Source organism: Sorangium sp. So ce448 (genome assembly GCF_051520915.1).
Taxonomy (GTDB): domain Bacteria; phylum Myxococcota_A; class Polyangia; order Polyangiales; family Polyangiaceae; genus Sorangium; species Sorangium cellulosum_B.
The window spans coordinates 10,335,110-10,353,992 of record NZ_CP150343.1; the positions used below are offsets into that span (position 1 = coordinate 10,335,110).

At 65.1% G+C, this 18,883-nt stretch carries 17 protein-coding genes; 13 read left to right on the plus strand and 4 right to left on the minus strand.

Going from position 1 to position 18,883, the window contains the following annotated elements; all coding sequences use genetic code 11:
- Positions 1-66: 66 nt before the first annotated feature.
- On the plus strand, positions 67-345 hold the full coding sequence (locus WMF45_RS39030) for a helix-turn-helix domain-containing protein (RefSeq protein WP_437711015.1): 279 nt from the start codon (positions 67-69) through the stop codon (positions 343-345).
- Positions 346-710: 365 nt separating this feature from the next.
- Here WMF45_RS39030 and WMF45_RS39035 read toward each other — a convergent pair whose 3' ends face one another.
- Positions 711-1,661 carry an integron integrase gene (locus tag WMF45_RS39035; RefSeq protein WP_437711016.1) on the minus strand — a complete coding sequence of 317 codons (951 nt, stop codon included), beginning with the start codon at positions 1,659-1,661 and terminating at the stop codon, positions 711-713.
- A 487-nt stretch (positions 1,662-2,148) separates the two neighbouring features.
- On the opposite strand from WMF45_RS39035, the gene WMF45_RS39040 reads away from it, so the two are divergent.
- The 6 genes from WMF45_RS39040 (at position 2,149) to WMF45_RS39065 (ending at position 9,982) form a co-directional block, all read left to right on the plus strand.
- Positions 2,149-2,931, plus strand: coding sequence for a S1 family peptidase (locus tag WMF45_RS39040; RefSeq protein ID WP_437711017.1), 783 nt, complete (start codon positions 2,149-2,151; stop codon positions 2,929-2,931).
- 203 nt (positions 2,932-3,134) lie between these two features.
- The gene (locus tag WMF45_RS39045; protein ID WP_437711018.1) at positions 3,135-5,042 is read left to right on the plus strand and encodes a CHAT domain-containing protein; all 1,908 of its coding nucleotides are present in this window, start codon (positions 3,135-3,137) and stop codon (positions 5,040-5,042) included.
- Positions 5,043-5,203: 161 nt separating this feature from the next.
- Positions 5,204-6,526: a hypothetical protein gene (locus tag WMF45_RS39050; RefSeq protein ID WP_437711019.1), complete on the plus strand. Its 1,323-nt coding sequence runs from the start codon at positions 5,204-5,206 to the stop codon at positions 6,524-6,526.
- A gap of 221 nt (positions 6,527-6,747) precedes the next feature.
- Positions 6,748-8,712 carry an ATP-dependent nuclease gene (locus WMF45_RS39055; protein ID WP_437711020.1) on the plus strand — a complete coding sequence of 655 codons (1,965 nt, stop codon included), beginning with the start codon at positions 6,748-6,750 and terminating at the stop codon, positions 8,710-8,712.
- 491 nt (positions 8,713-9,203) lie between these two features.
- Positions 9,204-9,491, plus strand: coding sequence for a UPF0175 family protein (locus WMF45_RS39060; protein WP_437711021.1), 288 nt, complete (start codon positions 9,204-9,206; stop codon positions 9,489-9,491).
- Positions 9,488-9,982 (plus strand): DUF3368 domain-containing protein, encoded by a 495-nt coding sequence (locus WMF45_RS39065; protein WP_437711022.1) that lies wholly within the window; start codon positions 9,488-9,490, stop codon positions 9,980-9,982. The genes WMF45_RS39060 and WMF45_RS39065 overlap by 4 nt, the downstream gene beginning before the upstream one ends.
- Positions 9,983-10,330: 348 nt before the next feature.
- Here the strand turns inward: WMF45_RS39065 and WMF45_RS39070 are convergent, their stop codons facing one another.
- Complete coding sequence (locus WMF45_RS39070) at positions 10,331-10,744, minus strand: LIC_13387 family protein (RefSeq protein ID WP_437711023.1); 414 nt, start codon at positions 10,742-10,744, stop codon at positions 10,331-10,333.
- A 55-nt stretch (positions 10,745-10,799) separates the two neighbouring features.
- On the opposite strand from WMF45_RS39070, the gene WMF45_RS39075 reads away from it, so the two are divergent.
- The 3 genes from WMF45_RS39075 to WMF45_RS39085 all read left to right on the plus strand — a co-directional run bounded on the left by WMF45_RS39075 (position 10,800) and on the right by WMF45_RS39085 (position 12,374).
- The gene (locus tag WMF45_RS39075) at positions 10,800-11,288 is read left to right on the plus strand and encodes a hypothetical protein (protein WP_437711024.1); all 489 of its coding nucleotides are present in this window, start codon (positions 10,800-10,802) and stop codon (positions 11,286-11,288) included.
- 215 nt (positions 11,289-11,503) lie between these two features.
- A complete protein-coding gene (locus WMF45_RS39080; RefSeq protein ID WP_433926599.1) occupies positions 11,504-11,839 on the plus strand; it encodes a hypothetical protein in 336 nt (111 codons plus the stop codon).
- Positions 11,829-12,374 (plus strand): hypothetical protein, encoded by a 546-nt coding sequence (locus WMF45_RS39085; RefSeq protein WP_437711025.1) that lies wholly within the window; start codon positions 11,829-11,831, stop codon positions 12,372-12,374. The genes WMF45_RS39080 and WMF45_RS39085 overlap by 11 nt, the downstream gene beginning before the upstream one ends.
- Here the strand turns inward: WMF45_RS39085 and WMF45_RS39090 are convergent.
- On the minus strand, positions 12,286-12,879 hold the full coding sequence (locus WMF45_RS39090) for an LIC_13387 family protein (RefSeq protein ID WP_437711026.1): 594 nt from the start codon (positions 12,877-12,879) through the stop codon (positions 12,286-12,288). The genes WMF45_RS39085 and WMF45_RS39090 overlap by 89 nt on opposite strands.
- 617 nt (positions 12,880-13,496) lie before the next feature.
- Between WMF45_RS39090 and WMF45_RS39095 the strand changes: the two genes are divergently transcribed.
- The 3 genes from WMF45_RS39095 (at position 13,497) to WMF45_RS39105 (ending at position 16,212) form a co-directional block, all read left to right on the plus strand.
- The gene (locus WMF45_RS39095) at positions 13,497-14,036 is read left to right on the plus strand and encodes an RNA polymerase sigma factor (protein WP_437711027.1); all 540 of its coding nucleotides are present in this window, start codon (positions 13,497-13,499) and stop codon (positions 14,034-14,036) included.
- Positions 14,033-14,710 (plus strand): NrsF family protein, encoded by a 678-nt coding sequence (locus WMF45_RS39100; protein ID WP_437711028.1) that lies wholly within the window; start codon positions 14,033-14,035, stop codon positions 14,708-14,710. The genes WMF45_RS39095 and WMF45_RS39100 overlap by 4 nt, the downstream gene beginning before the upstream one ends.
- A 374-nt stretch (positions 14,711-15,084) precedes the next feature.
- Complete coding sequence (locus WMF45_RS39105; protein WP_437711029.1) at positions 15,085-16,212, plus strand: hypothetical protein; 1,128 nt, start codon at positions 15,085-15,087, stop codon at positions 16,210-16,212.
- Positions 16,213-16,477: 265 nt separating this feature from the next.
- Here WMF45_RS39105 and WMF45_RS39110 read toward each other — a convergent pair whose 3' ends face one another.
- Positions 16,478-18,631: a glucan endo-1,3-beta-D-glucosidase gene (locus WMF45_RS39110; RefSeq protein ID WP_437711030.1), complete on the minus strand. Its 2,154-nt coding sequence runs from the start codon at positions 18,629-18,631 to the stop codon at positions 16,478-16,480.
- Positions 18,632-18,883 lie beyond the last annotated feature (252 nt).

Consider the following 18,883-nt stretch of genomic DNA (forward strand, 5'->3'; position numbering starts at 1 on the left):
CGATCCGAGTCAAGGAAAGTCGCAATCCACGACTACTTTTGGCCCTCCCAGGTTCAGCCCGTGGCGATGGAACCCATCGAGACTGATACGGTTTTTCGGTACATCGCGGCGAACGTGCAGCGGCTTCGGGTCAGGCGAGGGCTGACCCAAGACGAGCTGGCGGCAGCGGCGGACGTGAGCCCTGGCCTTCTCCATCGCCTCGAACGCGCCAAGACCAACGTCAGCGTCGCGGCTCTTGTAGCGATCGCCAATGCCCTCGGCGTGACACCAGCAGCACTGTTCCGGCCGGCCGCGATGCCGGAGACGACGCGCGGTAGGCCGCGCAAGCGTCCTGCCGGCCCTTGACGGCCATCCCTCGCTGCCCGCAGTCGACCGCCTGCGGCTATCTCCGGTGCTCCTCACCGTGACGCAGAACTGGCGCATGCTTTGCGCAGACGCTGCACCGCGCCGCGGCGAACTCTACAGGCCGTAGCAACTTGAGGGCCCCAGCCGATGACTGGCCGGGCCATTGCAGGGCCACTTCTTCGCTTCGGAGGGGTAGGGCATCGAGGAACCGCTCGCGCCTTCGTCCATTGGAGAGCCCGCTCGGTCCTGCGCTGGCCTCCTTGACAAGGTGGGCCAGCCGTCGGCTAGGCTACTTTTCCACGATGCATGGGGGCGGCACGAGGGGGTGGGGGCGGAGTTCAAGGCGCTCCACGCGGAAGTGGCGATCAGCGGTCGAGAGGGCTGATCACGGCGAGAGGGCCGCGGTCGACGATGTGGGTGTAGATCATCGTGGTCCGCACATCCTTGTGGCCGAGCAATGTCTGGATCGTCCGGATGTCGGTGCCCGCCTCGAGCAGGTGGGTCGCGAAGCTGTGGCGGAGGGTATGGCATGTCGCGCGCTTGGTGAGCCCCGACGCCCGTCCGGCATTGTTCACGGCCCTTTGCACCGCCGATTCGTGCAGGTGGTAGAGGACCTGTCGACCCGTCGCTGGATCGGTGCAAGGGCGAGAGGCGGGGAAGAGGTACTGCCAGGGGAGGCTCGTGGCTGCTCCTGGCATCTTCGCTCGCAGAGCGTGGGGCAGGTCGACCTCGCCGCGGCCAGCCGCGAGTTCCTTCTTGTGCCGTTGCGCCACGGCGTCGAGCTGGGCCTGCAGCTCGTCGCGCGCCCGAGCGGGGAGCAAGGCCGGCCGATCGTGCTGTCCTTTCCCGCGGCGCACCATGATTTGCCGTCGATCAAGGTCGACGTCTTTGACGCGAATCGAAAGCGCTTCGAGGAGGCGGAGGCCGCTTCCGTAGAGGAGCTCGCCGATAAGCCGAAAAGGTGGGATCAGGTGCTCGAGCAAGGTGAGAGCGTCCTGTCGCGAGAGGACCGTGGGGAGGTGCTCCGGCCGGCGGGCACGCTCGAGCGCTTCGAGCCGGGGTATCTGCAGGTCGAGGACCCGTTTGTAAAAGAAGAGGAGCGCGCACAGCGCTTGGTTCTGCGTGGACGCCGCGCTGCGGCGCGCGACCGCAAGATCGTTGAGGAAGGCCGTGACCTCTTCCGCGCCCATCTGCCGTGGATGCTTGCCGTGATGAAAGCGAATAAATGCCCGAATCCAGTGGACATACGCCTCTTCGGTACGCGGCGAGTAATGCAGGCGCCGGATGGTGGCGCGTACGGCCTCGATGAGGGTCATGGGGGTGCTTCCAAGTGGTTAGGGCCGGTTCGTCGGACCCGCATTGACCCTTATCGGCGCAGGGCGGGCGCGAGTTGCGGCGGCCAGCGGATATTTGGGCCGCACATCAGTCGCTCGAGGCAATCAATTACAGGCACGCATTTTGCTTCTCGGCGCACCGTCGCCGTCCGAAGCCCCTCAACGGCGATACGTAGTTGTGCAGCGGCGGCCTATCTCCGGAGATGCGCACATAGCCTGCGGAAGATCGCGACCTATCCGCGGGGATATCTAGATATGCTGCGGGGTGCCGCGACTCATCCGCGAGAACACGGTGATCGGGCACCGCGGTTCGCAGCCTACATGCAAAAATGCGAAGATATGTCGCGCGGCACAGATGATTGCGACGTTCGGCGGGTTCTCTCGGAGGGCGACGACGACGCGCGACCGTGCGCGGCCATCCTTGATACAGTGGCGCCTTCCAGTGTGTTTCTAGATGGGAGCCGAGCAGATGTACGAGCCCGTGATCACGACGCAATGGGACCCTAGTCGCCACACGACTGCCAACGCCGATGTGGCCGCAGCGGTAGCGCTCATTCGCGTGCCAGGCAGCCACGGCACCGGCTGGCTTGTCTCGCCCACGCATGTGGTGACGAACCATCACGTTGTGGCAGGAGCGGAGGCGTCTCAGGTATATGTGCTCTTCCCGGATGATGAAATGCGAGTGGGCACGAAAATCGATGCTGATCCGCTGACTGATCTTGCAGTCGTACACGTTGATAGCTGTGCGCCAAGGCTCGCAATGGCGATTGATGTTGACGAGCCAATCATCGGGACCGAATTGTGCACTTGGGGCCACCCGACCCCATATGCGGGTCCGTCTCCGCTCCTCATCTCTGGGCACCTGGCCGGGTTCAGCAGATACCAGCCGCCGGGCGGTATTGCCCAGCGCCGCCTCGTGCTCAATGCTGCCATCAACCCAGGGAACTCGGGCGGGCCGGTCATGGCGGCCCGCAAGACGACCGTTTGTGGTGTGGTTGCAACCAAGGCACTATACCTACCCCCGCATCTCCAGGCGGCCATCGTCGCCATGCATGCACAGCAGGGGATTACGACGCGCTACCCCGTACCAATGCCGGACGGAAGCACGCGCATCATGATCGAAGGACAGATCGTGGCAGAATGCCTTGAGCACTTCCGCAAGATGACCCAAATGGTTCTGGGCGAGGCCATCGTGGCCAGCGACTTGGTCGCCTTTCTCGATCAGAACGGGATTCCGTGGACGCGGGCTTGAAGCTCTTGTCGGCCGTACCGCCGAACAAGCCGGTGGATCTGACGGTCCAGGCAGGTTCGCTTCGCTCACCAGCCCGGCCCGCAGCTCACCGGCCAGCCGTTGGGCCGGCGGAGGATTTGGATGAAGGTGACCATGCCATGGCTTGAGGCGCCGACCGCAGGTGAAAGCCGACGGGCATGCCAGTAGGACGCCAAGTGAGAAACGTGAACGAACACGCTCTGGACAAGCTGCGCTCGTTGAGCGAGGAATTGGAGAAACTCGCCCCTTACCCCTGGGAACGCGTCGAAGAGTGGATTGCCTCGACTCGGCCCTTGATCAGAGCACATTACAGCAAGCACCTCAGCGACTTCAGTGCTGTGACGGCCGCCCCCGAGTGGTTCCCGCGCGTTTACGGCGTGCCGAGCCGATATGACGAAACCCCGCGAGACGAGCGCGCCGAAGAAGCTGAGGCTGACCGTGAGGATCGAGCGATTGCACGAAGAGCCAAACGCAGAATCCTTGGGTTTGTGAAAGGCCTACTGGATCTTCCTGTCCCTGCTGTCAAGAACGCCCGAACCACGATGAAGCCCCGCGAGCAGCGAACCAATAAGGAAGGCTCCGACTCGATGAACAAGGTGAAAACGCTCTTCGTTGCAGCCAATCCCACGAATACGTCGCGTCTTGCCATTGCTGAAGAGTTTCGGGACATTCAGGAAAAAATTCGGGCAGCCGAACATCGCGATGCGTTCGAGATGATCGTCGCACCTGCGGCACGACCTGACGACATTGAGCAGGCGCTCCTTCAACACAAGCCGGTGATTGTCCACTTCAGCGGCCATGGGTCTGATGCGGGCGGCCTTGTGTTTCACGAAGAAAGTGGACGAAAGGCGAAGCTCGTCAATGCCAGGGCGCTCGGAGAACTGTTTAGGCTTCTCAAAAAGAATGTGCGCATCGTCGTCCTGAATGCCTGCTACAGCAAGGCGCAGGCGAAGGCCATCGTTCGCGAGATTGATTTTGTCGTCGGGATGAAGGATACGATCAGCGACCTTGCGGCGCGGAAGTTTGCGGCTTCGTTCTATCGCGGCCTCGGTTTTGGGCAGACGATTAGTACTGCGTTCGGGCTGGGCGTCAACGCTCTCAAGCGCGAGGGTTTGGTCGACGACGAGAACGTTCCGGTGTTGTTGGTGCGAAGCGGCATATCTGCCGATGTCGTGCTCCTGGACTTCGCCGACGGGAAACGATTGATGCCTGAAGGTTCAAGCGCGATCGAAGTAGGTTCTCGCCCTCAATCGCGACGCAACGCAAGCGTCGGTGCGATCCCCATCGTCATCGACGGAGACGACTACATGCGTCGTCTTCTCAATATCAAGATCGACGCTGTGCACCTCGCGCGCCAGGTGTCCTGTCGCGCACTCATGCAGCTGTTGAATGCTCGGCTGGCGACCATTCCCGGCGTCTCGGGTGCCTGTGAGTCCGTTGAGTTCCTGTGTTCGAAGCGACGCATCGGCAGCGGCGGCCGCACCTTCTCCGCAACGCAGCGGTCAGCTCTCCTGAATCGCATCGGCGGGGAGGTGGGTGTCTACGTTGAGGCTACTGGGCTGACCTCGAAGGAGATTGTTACGTCAATTGGGACACGCATCGAGGACCTCGCTGGTAGCGCAAACTGCGTGGTTCTCGTTTCGTCTGAGCCCCGTCTCGCCCCGATTCTACGAAAAAATAGGCACCTGAAGGTGGTGGTGCTTGACTTGTACGGCGATCTGCCGAACGAGCTTCGCAACGAGGCGTACGCCGCTCTTGAGCTGGAGAACGACGTTCCCGGGCTCTTCTCCTACTCCTATTCGCGGTTTGATATTCGTAAGCTCGATGAGGCAGCCTGTGCGGAGCTTTACGCGGAAGCCGATGACAACCACCACAATCAATTGCGGGTGACCAGGGATGGAACCGTCTTCATGTCGAAAGATGATGTCGGCGCGGAGAACGTCGATAATCTTCGTTTTCGCTTTGAGACCTACTGTGCAGGCAATGGGTACGTCGGACCCGTGGTGGCTAGCAAGCCGCCCTATGTGCAAGAGCAACTCGCGGACATCAGAAATGCCTGGGAGACGGGGCGCAGGGGGTACATTGACTACTGACATCTGGCGTCTGCGACGTTTGCGGCCCAACAAGGCGCTGCACACCGACGGTGCACCTGTGCCGGGCTGCGCCCGGCACGGCGCCCCGCGGGTGAGCGCCAGATCGTTGGCCAGACCAAGTCGCCCTGCGGTCTCATGACGTTCATGCTTGAGATGACAAGATGAGCCTTGCGAACAAACGGCATCTACCAAAGGACTCTCCGTTCACTGAGAGCGAATTCGCCCTGATACTGCAGGCAGTCGCGACCAATTTCAGTCTCGGCTGGCTCGAAGCATCGTCAGGCGCACATCCTCTTCAACGGCTTTGGCGACGTCTTGATCATTTTGCCACCCTTGAGCTCGTAAGCCTAGGTGTAGCTCTCCGCCGCTTAAGCTCACACACTCGTTGGCTTCGTCAGCAAGTGGCGCTTATTAAGGGCAAGGATTCCAACAACTCCGCAGGCGCGCTTTTCGAGATTCTAGGCCTCGCCCACTTCGATCACGGCGACAACACGGTCGTCCCAGCAAACCAGTCGCAGCCTGGCTTTGATGGGTTGCTGCGCTTGCGCAACGGGGCCACAATCACTCTCTCCTTGAAGCGGTATGGCCCCTCCGACGCCAGGCGTGAATTCTTTCGACAGGCCGAAGTGATTCGTCATCGCTTGCAGAGCATCCTGCCTCAAATTCCGCTACCAGGTTTTCGTTTCAATGCGCTCGCAGGCGCCTACCCTTCCGCCGCCCACTGGAAGCAACTAGCCTCTTACATTACTGCAACTCCCGAGCAGCTCATCGCCACGACGCAGGAGCGTTGTGGAGATATCTGGTCGGTTCAAACTGCTTCGTTGGCCGCGGAGGTTGAGCATTTATCTTCTGTACGCCAGTCCCTGTTCGTTTTGCTAATCGCGCCGCAGCACCCCAACGATCCGAGTGGATTTTTCTCCAAGATCGAAGACGCGTGTCGCAACCTCGCTCGTCACGGACCTGAAGAGACAGATCGCGCCGTAAATGCGGTTTACATTCACCTTGCGCCGAACGCCCCGTTCAGCCAGTGTAAGCAATGGGCGACAGAGTGGTTGCAAACGCATCCGAACCGCCCCGTCTCTCTCGTCCTGCTATACCAGGCCAGCATCGTAAGAGCAGGCGACAAGAGCTTCGTTCTTCATTGCTTTGATAACGCGGTCGGTCCGCAGTACCTTCGGTGGATCTCATCGTCTGGTGGCGCCCTTCCCCACATCCTCATACCAATTGGTCGGGTTGGGAATGCGCCCGCAACTACCATTATTCACTCCGCAAATGGGGCTTTCGTCTCCGCCGACTTACTCTATGTCTTCCAAGGCGGAGACATCTACCAGGATGCGGTCAATGAAGGTGAAACACAGGTCGGTTTCGTAGAAGACTTTCGCTCTGGTGTCCACATCCATAGCGTTCTTGAGCCGCTCCGAGATGGCCGCAAGATAATCGCATCCGGTCACTTTTCACCGGAAGATGAGCTGCTGATTCTATGAGAAGGCTGGCCAACGTTGCGCTGGATCTGTCGACCTGCTCGCTGCGTGCCCGGCGTTGCCGGGCACTTGCGTCGCGGACGGCCGGAGCTCAGCGCAACGTTATGCGGCGAGAGTGCGAGTGCACAAGTGACTGCTGACGTAGAACATGTTTCATGAGTTTCATCGGTCCAAATTGGACGGCAACCTCATTCGCAAGTTTTTAGCCACGGGATAGACAGAGAATGAAACTCACAAAAGTCCGCGTCCAAAACTATCGGTCCGTCGAGGACAGCGAAGAGTTCGAGATTGGCGACCTCACATGCCTTGTCGGCAAGAACGAGGCTGGAAAAACGGCGCTGCTCAGCGCGATGCGTGGCATCAAGCCCTCGCAGCCGTTCGAATTCGACGAGACCATCGACTACCCAAGGCGATTCGCGACCCGGTTCAACGACCGCCATCCAGACGGCACGGCCGAAGTAATTCGGACGTGGTGGCGCCTCGAAGATGCGGACAAGGCGGCAGTCGAAAAACGATTCGGTGCTGGGGTGCTGAAGGGCGACACGATCCAAGCCCACTTCGGCTTTCGGTATGACGACGGATGCATATGGACCATTGAAGTCGATAGTGCCAAGGTCGTCGAAAATCTAGTCAGCAGGCACGCCCTCGATGCGACGGAACGCAACGTCTTGCATGGCGTGAGCGACGGCCCTGCCGCCGACAAGGCTCTATCGGGTTTGGCTGAAAGAACGCCCAAACAAGACGCCCTATTGCAGGACATCAAGAAGTGCAGAGAGTCGTGCTTCACCCATGGTGTGATCGACGTTCTATCGGCGCGCCAGCCCAAGTTCTTCTTCACCTCGCACTTCGAGCGGATGTCGGGCATGGTCTCGATTCAGAAGCTTCAGCAGGACAAGCAGAACAACATGGTGTCGGTCGGCGACAAGATATTCCTCGCCTTTTTGGAATACGCTGGCACGACGGTGGAAGAGCTGCTCAATGCGGATCGCCGCGAAGCACTGAAGGCCAGATGCGAGGCGGCCAGCAACGAGATCACTGAGGAAATATTTCAATTTTGGAGCCAGAACAATGCCTTAGAAGTCGTGATCGAGATCGACAATGCCAAGCCCAAGGACCCGGCGCCATTCAACGCCGGCATGGTGGCGGACATCCGTATCAAAAACACCAACCACAAAGCCACATTGCCGCTGTCCGAGCGCAGCGCGGGCTTCGTCTGGTTTTTCTCCTTTCTGGCCCAGTTCAAGCAACTCAAAAAGACGCCGGGCAATGACAACGCCATCATTCTGTTGGATGAGCCAGGTCTGACCTTGCACGGCAAGGCACAAGGCGACTTGTTGCGCTACATCATCGAGCGACTGCTTCCCGACCACCAAGTCATATTCACCACCCATTCGCCGTTCATGGTTCCAATGGATCGCCTGGCGGATGTGCGCATCGTGGAGGACCTGATCATCGAGAAGCCGGGCAAGCGCCTAGAGGTCAAGGGGACCAAGGTTCGATCGGACGTGCTCGAAGTGAGCGGCGACACGCTCTTCCCGCTGCAAGGTGCGTTGGGCTACGAGGTGACCCAGTCGCTCTTCATCGGCGCGAACACATGGCTGGTCGAAGGCCCGTCCGACATCCTATATCTGAAAGTGCTGTCGCAGGCGTTGACCAAGCGCAGCCGCGTGGGCCTCGATCCTAAGTGGACGCTGTGCCCATCGGGCGGTATCGACAAGATCGCGCCCTTCGTGAGGCTCTTCGGAGGCAATCGCATCAATCTGGCGGTACTCTCCGACATTGCGAACGGCGACAGGACTAAAATCGATAACTTGAAGAAGGCCAACATTCTCAAGGCCGGGCACTTCTACACCTGCGCAGACTTCACGGTTCAATCGGAGGCTGACGTGGAGGACCTGTTCGAGGCAGATTTGTTCGTCGAGATGCTCAACGGAGCCTATAAGCCGCCCGCCGCCAATCTTGTGACCACGGCTTCGCTGACGGCTGCGAGTCCGATCCCGCGCATCGTCAAGAAGGCCGAGGCCTTGTTCAAGCTCATGCCGGCGTCGGTGGCCGAATTCGATCACTTTGGCGCGTCTCGCTGGCTTTTGGAGAACCCATCCGTGCTCGAGGCCGATACGCCTGCGGTCAACGCGACCCTTGACCGATTTGAGGCAGTGTTCAAGGCTTTCAATGCATTGCTGGCCTAGTCGAGATGACTCCGCCCACAAGCACTATTCGTCGTACCACTGGTGGCTTACAGCCGCATAACAACAGCATGCAGCTGACGGAGCTTCGCGCCGCAGCTGATGCTGGACGTCCGGCGGGCAGGCGTGAGCCGAGGCAGTTATGGCTCCAGCGGAGTACAGCCTCCCAGGCCCGCTCGTGCCCGCTCGCGTCTGCCCGGGCCTGGGCAGGCGCCGCCCCGCGCCCAGTATCGTCGACCCCGGCGAGAGCCGCAAGGGGTTGCGCCCATGGCGACGGCTGGGCGGTTACGTCCCGGCGGACGTCGCTCCCGACGACAATCGCACCGACGATGAGTGAGCTGCGTCGATGCGACATTCGCGTGGCGTGGACCCGGGGTCACGTGAGCGTTCGCCCGGCCGTCGACCCGGGCAGCGTGGGGCGGGGAGCATCTCGGCCTTGCAGGCCACGGCGTCGGGTGGGATCCTCGGCGTGCACCGGCAGGACGTGAGGCAGCATGGGATCGTTCAACCTCGAAATTTCGGACGACATCCTCGACGAGGCACGCATTCCACCAGCCGAGAGGGAGGCCGTGCTCAAGCGAGAGCTGGCCGTGCAGCTGTACGCTCGCGAGCTCTTGCCCAAGGCCGCCGCTCGCCGGCTGTCGGGGATGGATCGGGTTGCCTTCGACGACCTCCTCGGGCAGCGCGGGATCCCGTCACGGCTCACGGTCGAGGACTTCGATCAGGATCTCGCCGACCTCGCTGCGTTCCGGCGAGCCGCGGGCAGTGGCGGGCTCCCATGACGACGCCGCTGGTGGTGACGAACAACACGCCTGTGTCGCACCTCCTCCGGATCGGACAGCTTCCGTTGCTCGGGCTTCTGTTCGGGCGCGTGCTCGTCCCCGCCCAGGTGGTCGACGAACTCGATCGAGGCCAGCACGTCCTCGGCGCCTGGCGTGAGGCGCCAGGTGCCGATGCGCTGGTCGTGGCCGCGCCGCTCGATGGGCCTTTTCTGCGGCAGCTCCTCGTGCAGCTCGACCCCGGAGAGGCTGCGGCCATCGCGCTGGCGGTTGAGAGGAGCGCGTCGCTGTTGCTCATCGACGAGGTTGACGGCAGAAAGGTGGGCCGGCGACATGGGCTACGGATGACGGGGACCCTCGGCGTCCTGCTCGAGGGGAAACGTCAGGGGCACCTTGACGAGGTCCGAGCGTGGATGGACGCGCTCAGTCGTCAAGGTTTTCACATCGGCGCCGCGCTCAAGCAGCACGTCCTCGCGGCCGCCGGAGAAGCCTGAGAATGGGCGTGAAGCTCAAGAAACTTACAAATCCGCATGAACGATAAATCTGCATGAACGAGGCTTTGACCAACTTCCACGTGAGCGCGCTATACACGCAGAGCCGCCCAGCGAGTCAATGCTGCCGACGGTCGGGCAGCGCGCTTCGCGCGGTGCCCGGACCGCGGCAGACCGGCAGGGCGTTAGCCAGATCAGGCCCAGATTGAGTAGAAGACGCAGACCATGTCACCAGATCATCTGATGGCGGCGCGGTCCGCCGGAACCTGAACGAGCGATGCCGCAACGGTTCGTCCGACGGCCCGCTCGTGGCGACGGCGATGGGCGATGGGGCTATCTTCGCCCGCACGCTCACCCCACCACGAGCGCCGCGCCGAAGCACGCTGTCGCGACCAGCATGGTCACCATCGGCGGCGGCGGAAACGCGCGGACGGCGAGGACCAGCAGCGCCAGCGACACCGCCGCGTTCAGCGCCACGACAGCAGGGAGCGCGGCGAGGGCGGGCGCGGCGAGCACGCACACGGCGCCGTGCAGCGCGAGCACCAGGCCCATGGCCACGCTGAACCCCCTGAAGAGGCCGAGCAGGTCGCGCGACAGCCCCATCATGGTCATCCGGTGCGCCCGCATCGCGCCGAGGACCGCGGTCTCCGCGGCGGGCGGCGCGGGGCGACCGAGCAGCAGCGCGGTGATCGCGAGGTGCCCGATCCCGGTGACGACCCACGCCCTCGCGCCCACCTGAAACAGCACCTGTGCTCGGCCACTCATGACAGCCGTCGTTTCTTTGCCGCCGGTCCCTGGCGGGGGCGCTCCACATGCCGCCGTGTGGACCTGGAGCACGGCCCTGGAGATTTCAATACGGCACCGGATGGTCTCCGGTGCGCTTGTCGCCGTGACCGACAGCTCAGCCGGATCCTCTGCGGGCGGCGTCTGGCATCAACTCGAACCGCGCGATCCGGACACCGCCGCCATGCACGATTCGGCCCTCGTCGACTTGTCTTGCACCGACAAAGTCGATCTGGGCCAGCTCCGCCACCGCCAACGCTTCGCGTTCGGCGCCGGCGAATCCAGCAGCGGGCTGATCTCGGACGTCGAGGGGCGCCCCGGAGTCCAACCCCACTGGCTCTTCTTCTTCTCCGTCCCGTACGTCGACGTCGCAGTCGACCGTGTGCGCAGGCACGGCGGGAACGTCATCGGGCCCATCGCGCTTCCGAACGGCGTGCGGATCGCGGCATGTGACGACGCGCAGGACGCGGCGTTCGGCCTCGTCGAGCCTGAGGACGCAGGGCGACTGGCGAGCCGTGGAGCGTAGGGCGCGGACGAACTCGCTGCTGCATCCGACGCTGCGCGCAGCCTCGCTCCGCTCGGCAGCGCGCCGCGCGGGTGAGCTGCGTCGTTGGACCGGCGGACCTCGTGCTGAGAAGCCGCATCGGCGCGAGATGGTTCGCACAGGGGACCGCAAACGCCGGAGCTCGCGACCGCCCGACGTGCTACCCTGCCCGCACACCTACGAGCGAGGAGGTCGACGTGCACGAGAAGGACGAGGTAGCTGCAAGCCTGATCGCCTGGCATTTCAGGATCGAGCCGGAACTCCGCGCGGTCTACCGGATCATCGCGACGGATGAGAACGCAGCCGGCGAGCCGATAAAGCTCCTTGAGGTGAACGCGGCGAGTGTTGAGACTGGACGCGTGGTACCCTTCGCGTTCGGGGCCGCAGGAGACATCACCTACCCGAGCGTGGTCGCCGAGGTCACGCCGGCCGAGATGGACGCCATTCGTCAGCGCAAGATCCCGCTGCCTGCGGGGTGGTCGCTCGAGACCGCACGAGAGTTCCTCCGGCCTCGGGATGCCGATGCCGCGTGACGTCGCGACGTCCGTCCCCGACCGGGCGAGCTGGGCACTTGCCTATATCAAGCAAGGCGGCAGCGATTTCGAGATCTATCGGCTCCTGTCGAGTATTCCAGGTGTCCCGATCTGTCATCTGCTCCACTACCTCCAGATGGCCGGCGAGAAGGTTGCGAAGGCGTACAGATTCCGGGACACGGACACGGACGAGGATCGGCTCACCACCGAACACGTGGCATTCTCCCGGTTCATGCAGAGTTATCTCGGGTCGCCCGAGATCAAGCAGCGCTACGCAGGAAAAGATGAGCTGCTCCGAGAGACCGTGAAGGTTGCGCGAAAGCTGGCCCGCGAGATCGAGAAACTGGCGCCCGCGGTCGATCGTGAGATCTCGCCCGCGAATGCGGAGTACCCTTGGTCCGATGACGGTCGTGTGGTCGTGCCGTGCGAGTTCACGTATCCCAACCTCACGCTGCTGACAGAGCCCGGAGGTAGGACGTTTCTGCGGCTCTTGGAGATGGCCATCGCCGATTTTGAACGAATCCGAATCTACTAACCCACCTGGGCCTGTGGACGCGCCGGCTTCCACCGACGCGGCTCGCTGGGCGAGCTCCAATCCAGCGATTCAGCAAACCGGAGCGTCTCCAGAGCGACGCCGTCCTCGCCCGAGACCATCCATGGGCGTCGACCGCGGCGAGCGCCGCATGTGGGGCCTGGGCCGCCTGGAGGGCGCGCGGCGGCCGAGCAGCCGCCAGCGACACCGCCGCGTTCAGCGCCACGACCGCAGGGAGCGCGGCGAGCGCGGCGAGCGCGCAGACGGCGCCGTGCAGCGCGAGCACAAGGCCCATGGCCACGCTGAACCCCCTGAAGAGGCCGAGCAGGTCGCGCGACAGCCCCATCATGGTCATCCGGTGCGCCCGCATCGCGCCGAGGACCGCGGTCTCCGCGGCGGGCGACGCGGGGCGACCGAGCAGCAGCGCGGTGATCGCGAGGTGCCCGATCCCGGTGACGACCCACGCCCTCGCGCCCACCTGAAACAGCACCTGTGCTCGGCCACTCATGACAGCCGTCGTTTCTTTGCCGCCGGTCCCTGGCGGGGGCGCTCCACATGCCGCCGTGTGGACCTGGAGCACGGCCCTGGAGATTTCAATACGGCACCGGATGGTCTCACCGGCCGACCGCGCCGGGCCGCCGTCGCGTCCGTCCTCCGCGCCGCCGGGCAATCCGTCAGCCCCCTTGCCGCCGACGCTCGAGAGCCCGTCGTCCGCCTCGCTGGGGCTCGCCGCCGTCGCCGCCCTGGCCACCGTCGGACGTCTCGATCTCGCTGTCGCGCACGGTCACCCCGCCGTGCAGCGCGACGAGGCCGATGCTCGGGTAGCAGGACGACGGAACGGAAGACGGCGAGCCGGAAGGGAGAAAGTGTTGCGCAGCAACCACAAAAACGTGGCGCCCCGAGCTGCGGTTTGACGCCCTCCGTCCACGTGACTTCACCCACGAACACGCGGAGATCGCCCTCTACAACGCGCTCGGGAACCTGCCGGAGCCCGAAGGGCTCACCCGCAAATTGTTCCGAGGAGGAGGGCCAATTTCCGCTCGGCTGCCGCCGGGACCCCAGCTTGACAAGACCAAGACGCAGGCGTCTCCTGTCGTCCAGGCGCGCATATCGGCCGACGATGCAATGGAAGAGTACGCCGTGACCGGCGCCGCCACAGCCTTCGAACGGCTCTATGACGCGCTCGCCCCGCGGCTGCTCGCCTACCTGCGGCGCCGGACGCGCGACCTCGCGCACGCCGAGGATCTGCTGCAGCAGTGCTTCCTTCAGATCCACCGCGCTCGCGGTTGCTTCGTGCGCGGGTCCAAGGTGGCGCCGTGGGCGTTCGCGATCGCACGGCGCCTGGCCGTCGATCATGCGCGGCGCGCCCATCTCGACGCGCTCCAGGGCGCCGACGACGGCTCCGAGCAGGTCCCGAGCCCGGGCGGAGCGCTCGACGAGCAGCTGGCGCCCCGAGAGCTGCTGCGCCGCCTGGACCGCGCGCTCCAGACCTTGCCCGCCAAAAACCGCGTGGCCTTCGAGATGGTCGCCCTCGACGGGCTGTCGCTGGAAGAAGCCGCGCAGGTGCTCGACACGACCGTCAACACCGTCAAGATGCGGAAGTTTTACGCCATGACCGCGCTTCGCGAGATGCTCGGCGACGATCTCGTGGAGTTCGTGCGATGACGCCTCCCGATCTCAAGCCCGATCTGAAGCGGCGCGTCCTCGCAGCCGCACAGGCCGAGCCCTCCCCGACCCGGGGCGAGGCGCAGCGGCGCGCTGCCTGGCTCATCGCGGGCGCGGCGATCGGCATGGTGGCCGCCTACTTGCTCGTCGTCTCCGTCATCGACGCGCCGTTCGAGCGCCCCGGCGTTCTCTCTCTCGGCGCGTTCGCCGGCGCGCTGTCGATCGCGGCCTCTGCGCTCTGGATCTCGCTCGCCCGCGGGCGCTCGACGCTCGGCCGCCCGCGCGGCGCGCTGATCGCCTCCGCCGCCTCGGCGCCGGCCCTGCTGCTCGGCTGGAAGCTCGGCTGGAGCGGCGCCCTCGGCGCCGTCGCCGAAGCGCCGGCGAGGCTCGGGCTGCGCTGCCTCCTCTTGTGCCTGATCACCTCCGCGCTCCCCCTCACCTTGCTCCTGCTCGCGCGCCGCGGCACCGATCCACGACACCCCGCGGTCACGGGCGCTGCGCTCGGCGCCGCGGTGGGGGCTCTCGCCTGGGGGCTCACCGATCTGTGGTGCCCGGTCACGGGGCCTCGTCACCTCCTGCTCGGCCACGTCCTGCCGGTGCTCGTGGTCACTGCGGTGGGCGCCGTCGTGGGATGGTGGCTGATGCCGCCGCCGAGCCGCCCGCCGCGGGCATGATCGCGGCAGCGTAGCCGCCCTCGCGCCCGCCAGCATCCTCCCGGGGCGCTCACCTTTCGGCTCGGGCACCACGGGCGGCGGGCCACCATCATCGCGCCGCCAGGTCGGGTGACTCCGTCGTGGGCGGCGCGTCGCGAGGCACCTCCAGGGCGACTCGCAGGATCGGCGGCCTCCTCGGCGAGCTCGTCGCTTTTCTTGAAACGCACGCCGTCGACGATCCGTAAACACGGATGTGGACCGCGGGGCCGTGCCTCGCCGAGAGGCGGCGCGGCGATAGCTCCACGCTTCGATGAAGGCCGGCGACGCCTCGCAGCGCGCCATGGCCCCGCAGGTCACGTCAACCACGAGGAGGCCACATGACCAAGCGTAGGTTTATGAATCTCTCGCACGTTGCTTCGATCTCCTTCATCGCTTCTGTGCTCGCCGGCTGCGTCGCCGGCGCAGACGTGACCGACGAGGACACGGCCACGGACGGCGAGGCCGGCGAGGCCGGCGAGGCCGGGGAGATCGGCGAGTCGCGCGAAGCCCTCACCGCCCCGCAGGGCCGGATCGCGAGTTTCTTCCGCTCCGAGAGTCAAGTCGCCGGCGGCGTCACTGCCAGCGGCGTCGCCATTCCGGCGACGTCGTACGGGCGCGGCGCTGGGGTGCCGCTGAATACGTGCGATCCAGGCTTCGAGCAGCAGGGCTCGCTGTGCTACCCCAAGTGCAACAGCGGCTATGTGGGCGTCGGCCCCGTCTGCTGGCAGGTCTGCCCTGCCGGTTATTCCGACGACGGCGCGACCTGCCGTCGCGACGCGCGGATCATCAGCGCCAACAATTCGTCGTGCCCCTGGTACGATAAGTGTGGTGTCACCCTCGCGAAGGGGTGCTCCGTGTGCCCGCCCGGCTACACCAACGACGGTTGCACCTGCCGGATCAACGCGCACATCTTCGGGAAGAGCTCCTATGGGCGGGGCGCGGGCGTCACGCCCCATTGCCGCGCTGACCAAGACCAGAACGGCGCGCTCTGCTATCCGAAGTGCGAGACGGGCTACCAGGGAGTGGGGCCGGTGTGCTGGCTGCAGAACCTCGACGTCAACAGCTGCCAGGAGCTCTATGACGCCACGCTGGCAGGCGCCGCCTGGTCGAGCGGGACGACGATGACCTACGGCTTCGGCGTGGGGATCGAGGCCGGCGCGACGCTGGGAGCCGAGACCGGCGTCGTCTATGGCCGTGACGGAGAGTTCGGCTGCTATCTCACGACCTGCGCCGGCGTGGCGACCAACATCAGCATCGGCGCGTGGGGCGGCTTCTCCCTCCTGGACGTGCCGTTCAGCGGTGTCCAGGGGCAGTCGCTCGTCGTCAGCGCGGCCGCCGGGGAGATCGTGGGCTTTCAGACCTCGGAGATCCTCACCACCAGCGGGCAGTTCGTGGGCACCGCGAACAACATCTCGCTGAGCGCGGGCGTGCTCCCGATCGAGGTCGGCTTCTCCTCCTGCAACACCTGGGTGCAGCAGCTCTGAAGGGCAGCGCGCGCCTCGTTCTACGGATGCGACAACAGGACTTCCGCAGCCTGATGGGGAGCAATCCCGACGAGGCGCGCAGGGCGCTCGAGCGCTCCTCGACGGACCCCTGCACTCTACCCCGATCGAGGCGCCCGAGGGCAAACGCTACCGGATCGAGGGGGAGGTCGGGCTCGAGGCGATGGCCGGCTCGCGGCCGTGGGGCGATCCACGGAGAGCGCCGGCGGCTCACGGCCGCCGGGCGCTCGATGGAGAGGGCGGCCGCTCAGGGCCGCGTGGCGATCCAGTAGAGGAGCGCGGTCCGGCTGAGGCCGTCGTCGAGCGCGGTGAGCGCCTGCGCGTCCTCCCAGGCGGCCTCCTTGTCGACGGTCGCGTGCGCCGCGATCAGGAACGCCTTCCAGGGGTCCTCCGCGTCCGCGGTGGTCTCCGAGATCACGGGCCACGCGTCCTGGACCCAGTCCTTGGAGATGAGCGACTCCGAGATGGGCGTGATCGGGAGCAGCTGGATCCCATAGACGTACTCGGGGTTGGGACCGAACCACGTCCCGAAGTCGGCCTTCGTGGACCAGAGCACGCCGACGGCGCCGTTGTTCTTGAACGGCTCGGGGTAGACGGTGCTGTCCGCGGTCACCTGCCAGTACGTCTGCGCCGAGGCCGTCTCCAGGGCGAGGAGCACCCGGCCGAGGTTCTGCACGTCCTTGTTCTCGAGCGCCTCGCCGAGGAGCTGCATGCTGTACCAGGCGTTGACGGCCTCGGAGGTCGACTCCTGGTTGCGGCCGTCCGCGAACGGGAACAGCCCTGACGCCCACGAGTGGCCCCTGAACCAATCCATGTTGCGGAACGGCGTGAAGAACTTGTCCTTGGCGCTCGGGTTCGCGATGTCCCGGACGAGCCAGAGCGCCTTGTCCCCGTACTCCTCGCGCCACGCCTCATCGCTCTTGGCGAGCACGGCCGCCGCGTAGAGGAAGTAGCCGTAGTGGAAGTGGTGATCGTTGTAATACCCCTGGCCGAAGTCGGCGGCCTCGTCCGTCAGGCCCTTGGTCGTCACGAGGCCGCCCCAGGTCGTGTCGTAGACGAGGGGGTTGGCGTTCTGGCCGTTGAGCCACGGGTTGAGGCGCGACTTGAGCCGCGCCCTGAGCTCCTCCGCGAGATCCGCCTTGCCGACCACCTCGGCGATCTGCGCGAGGCGCGCGAGCTTCGCGAGCTGCTTGCCCCCGAAATAGGGGTCAGTCCCGGCGACCTCCTCGTCGGGCATGAACCCCTTGTCCTCCTCGAGGGCGGCGATGATGGCCTCGCCCCACTCGTCCGAGGCGCGGCGCGGCGCGTCCCAGCCGATCGTGCTGAGCGGGTACTCGAGCTCCCAGCTCGCACCGGAGATGCCCTTCATCTGGCCGATCACGGTCGGGTACGAGACGTCCGCCGTCTTGAACATATCGAGGTGATCCAGATGGTGCGGCAGCGCCATGGTCAGGAGATCGCCCTCGCCCTCGGTCTTCCAGACGAAGCGCACGGTGGCGGTGTCCTCGGTGACCGAGGCCTCGATGTCGCCGCCGACCGGGATGACGGCGGCGTGGTCGTCGAGCGCGGCCGCGGCGTTCGGCCCGGGGACGAGCGCGAGGCGGAGCGAGCCCTCGTACGGCTCGTCCGCCGTCATGGAGAGGGCGTCCCACTCGAGGCTGATCTCGGGGAACGCATAGAGCACCCACGTCTGGCCGTTGTTGAGCGAGATCTCGAATCGGTCGCCCGTGACCGTTGTGGGGCTCGTCGACTCCCCGTTGACCTCGGTGATCGCCACGCCGTCGCCGGCGCGGACAGAGGGGGCGAGCCCGTCGTACGTGGCCGTCACGTACGGCATCCCGTACACGATGGGCGCCGTCATCGTGCCGCCCTGCGCCGCCCACTCCACGGTGACCGACAGGAGATCGGCCGACTTGACGGTGTGGCCGGAGAAGGCCTGGCGCGCGCTGAGCGCGAGCTGCGTCAGGTCCGCCGAGGTGACGGACGTGCTCTCCACCACGACGTTGGGCCGGGAGATCGACAGCGCCTGTCCGACCGCCTTGAGGTCGTACGGCGCGGCGTTGATCCGCTGATCGCCCTGGCCGAGCGCGAAGTTCATCCAGGTGGCGTTCGTGGGGAGCGGGGCCTTGAGATCGGCCAGCACGGCGCCCGGCGCGAGCGGGTGCTCCGCCTCCGTGAACTCCGGAGCGACGTCCGAGAGCGGCTTGCTGCGGTCGAGATCCCACGTCTCGACCGGCACGCCGCCGGTGCCGCCGGTGCCGCCGCCGCCGTCCCCCCCGCTGCCTCCGCCGCCGTCGCCCTCGGTCACCTTGGGCGGCGGCTCGTCATCGCCGCACGCGACGATCGCGGAGAGGCAGCTCAGCAAAGCAAAAGTCCGTAGCATCGGATGCTTCAACATCATAATCCAGCTCCCTCGCTCCCTCGCTCCAGCGCTCATCGCTCCACCTGCCACGAAGCGGATCGAGAGATGAGCCCTGGTGTCGTGGTAGTTTCATCGATTTGCAAGCAACGGTACAGATTCTTTCATGAAGCGCCGGGCCCGTCCAGCTTGGCGAGCCCGCCGTCCCCGCGCCGGAGGCCCTCGCGATGCCATCCATCAGGCGATCGACGGCCCGCACGCCCCGAGTCGGCTATGTCGTTGTCCGACGGTTCC

Excerpts from the sequence above, each read along its gene's own strand:
- WMF45_RS39030 (WP_437711015.1), top strand. The coding sequence starts at position 67 with ATGGAACCCATCGAGACTGATACGGTTTTTCGGTACATCGCGGCGAAC.
- WMF45_RS39035 (WP_437711016.1), bottom strand. The coding sequence starts at position 1,661 with ATGACCCTCATCGAGGCCGTACGCGCCACCATCCGGCGCCTGCATTAC.
- WMF45_RS39040 (WP_437711017.1), top strand. The coding sequence starts at position 2,149 with ATGTACGAGCCCGTGATCACGACGCAATGGGACCCTAGTCGCCACACG.
- WMF45_RS39050 (WP_437711019.1), top strand. The coding sequence starts at position 5,204 with ATGAGCCTTGCGAACAAACGGCATCTACCAAAGGACTCTCCGTTCACT.
- WMF45_RS39055 (WP_437711020.1), top strand. The coding sequence starts at position 6,748 with ATGAAACTCACAAAAGTCCGCGTCCAAAACTATCGGTCCGTCGAGGAC.
- WMF45_RS39060 (WP_437711021.1), top strand. The coding sequence starts at position 9,204 with ATGGGATCGTTCAACCTCGAAATTTCGGACGACATCCTCGACGAGGCA.
- WMF45_RS39065 (WP_437711022.1), top strand. The coding sequence starts at position 9,488 with ATGACGACGCCGCTGGTGGTGACGAACAACACGCCTGTGTCGCACCTC.
- WMF45_RS39070 (WP_437711023.1), bottom strand. The coding sequence starts at position 10,744 with ATGAGTGGCCGAGCACAGGTGCTGTTTCAGGTGGGCGCGAGGGCGTGG.
- WMF45_RS39085 (WP_437711025.1), top strand. The coding sequence starts at position 11,829 with ATGCCGCGTGACGTCGCGACGTCCGTCCCCGACCGGGCGAGCTGGGCA.
- WMF45_RS39090 (WP_437711026.1), bottom strand. The coding sequence starts at position 12,879 with ATGAGTGGCCGAGCACAGGTGCTGTTTCAGGTGGGCGCGAGGGCGTGG.
- WMF45_RS39095 (WP_437711027.1), top strand. The coding sequence starts at position 13,497 with ATGGAAGAGTACGCCGTGACCGGCGCCGCCACAGCCTTCGAACGGCTC.
- WMF45_RS39100 (WP_437711028.1), top strand. The coding sequence starts at position 14,033 with ATGACGCCTCCCGATCTCAAGCCCGATCTGAAGCGGCGCGTCCTCGCA.
- WMF45_RS39105 (WP_437711029.1), top strand. The coding sequence starts at position 15,085 with ATGAATCTCTCGCACGTTGCTTCGATCTCCTTCATCGCTTCTGTGCTC.
- WMF45_RS39110 (WP_437711030.1), bottom strand. The coding sequence starts at position 18,631 with ATGATGTTGAAGCATCCGATGCTACGGACTTTTGCTTTGCTGAGCTGC.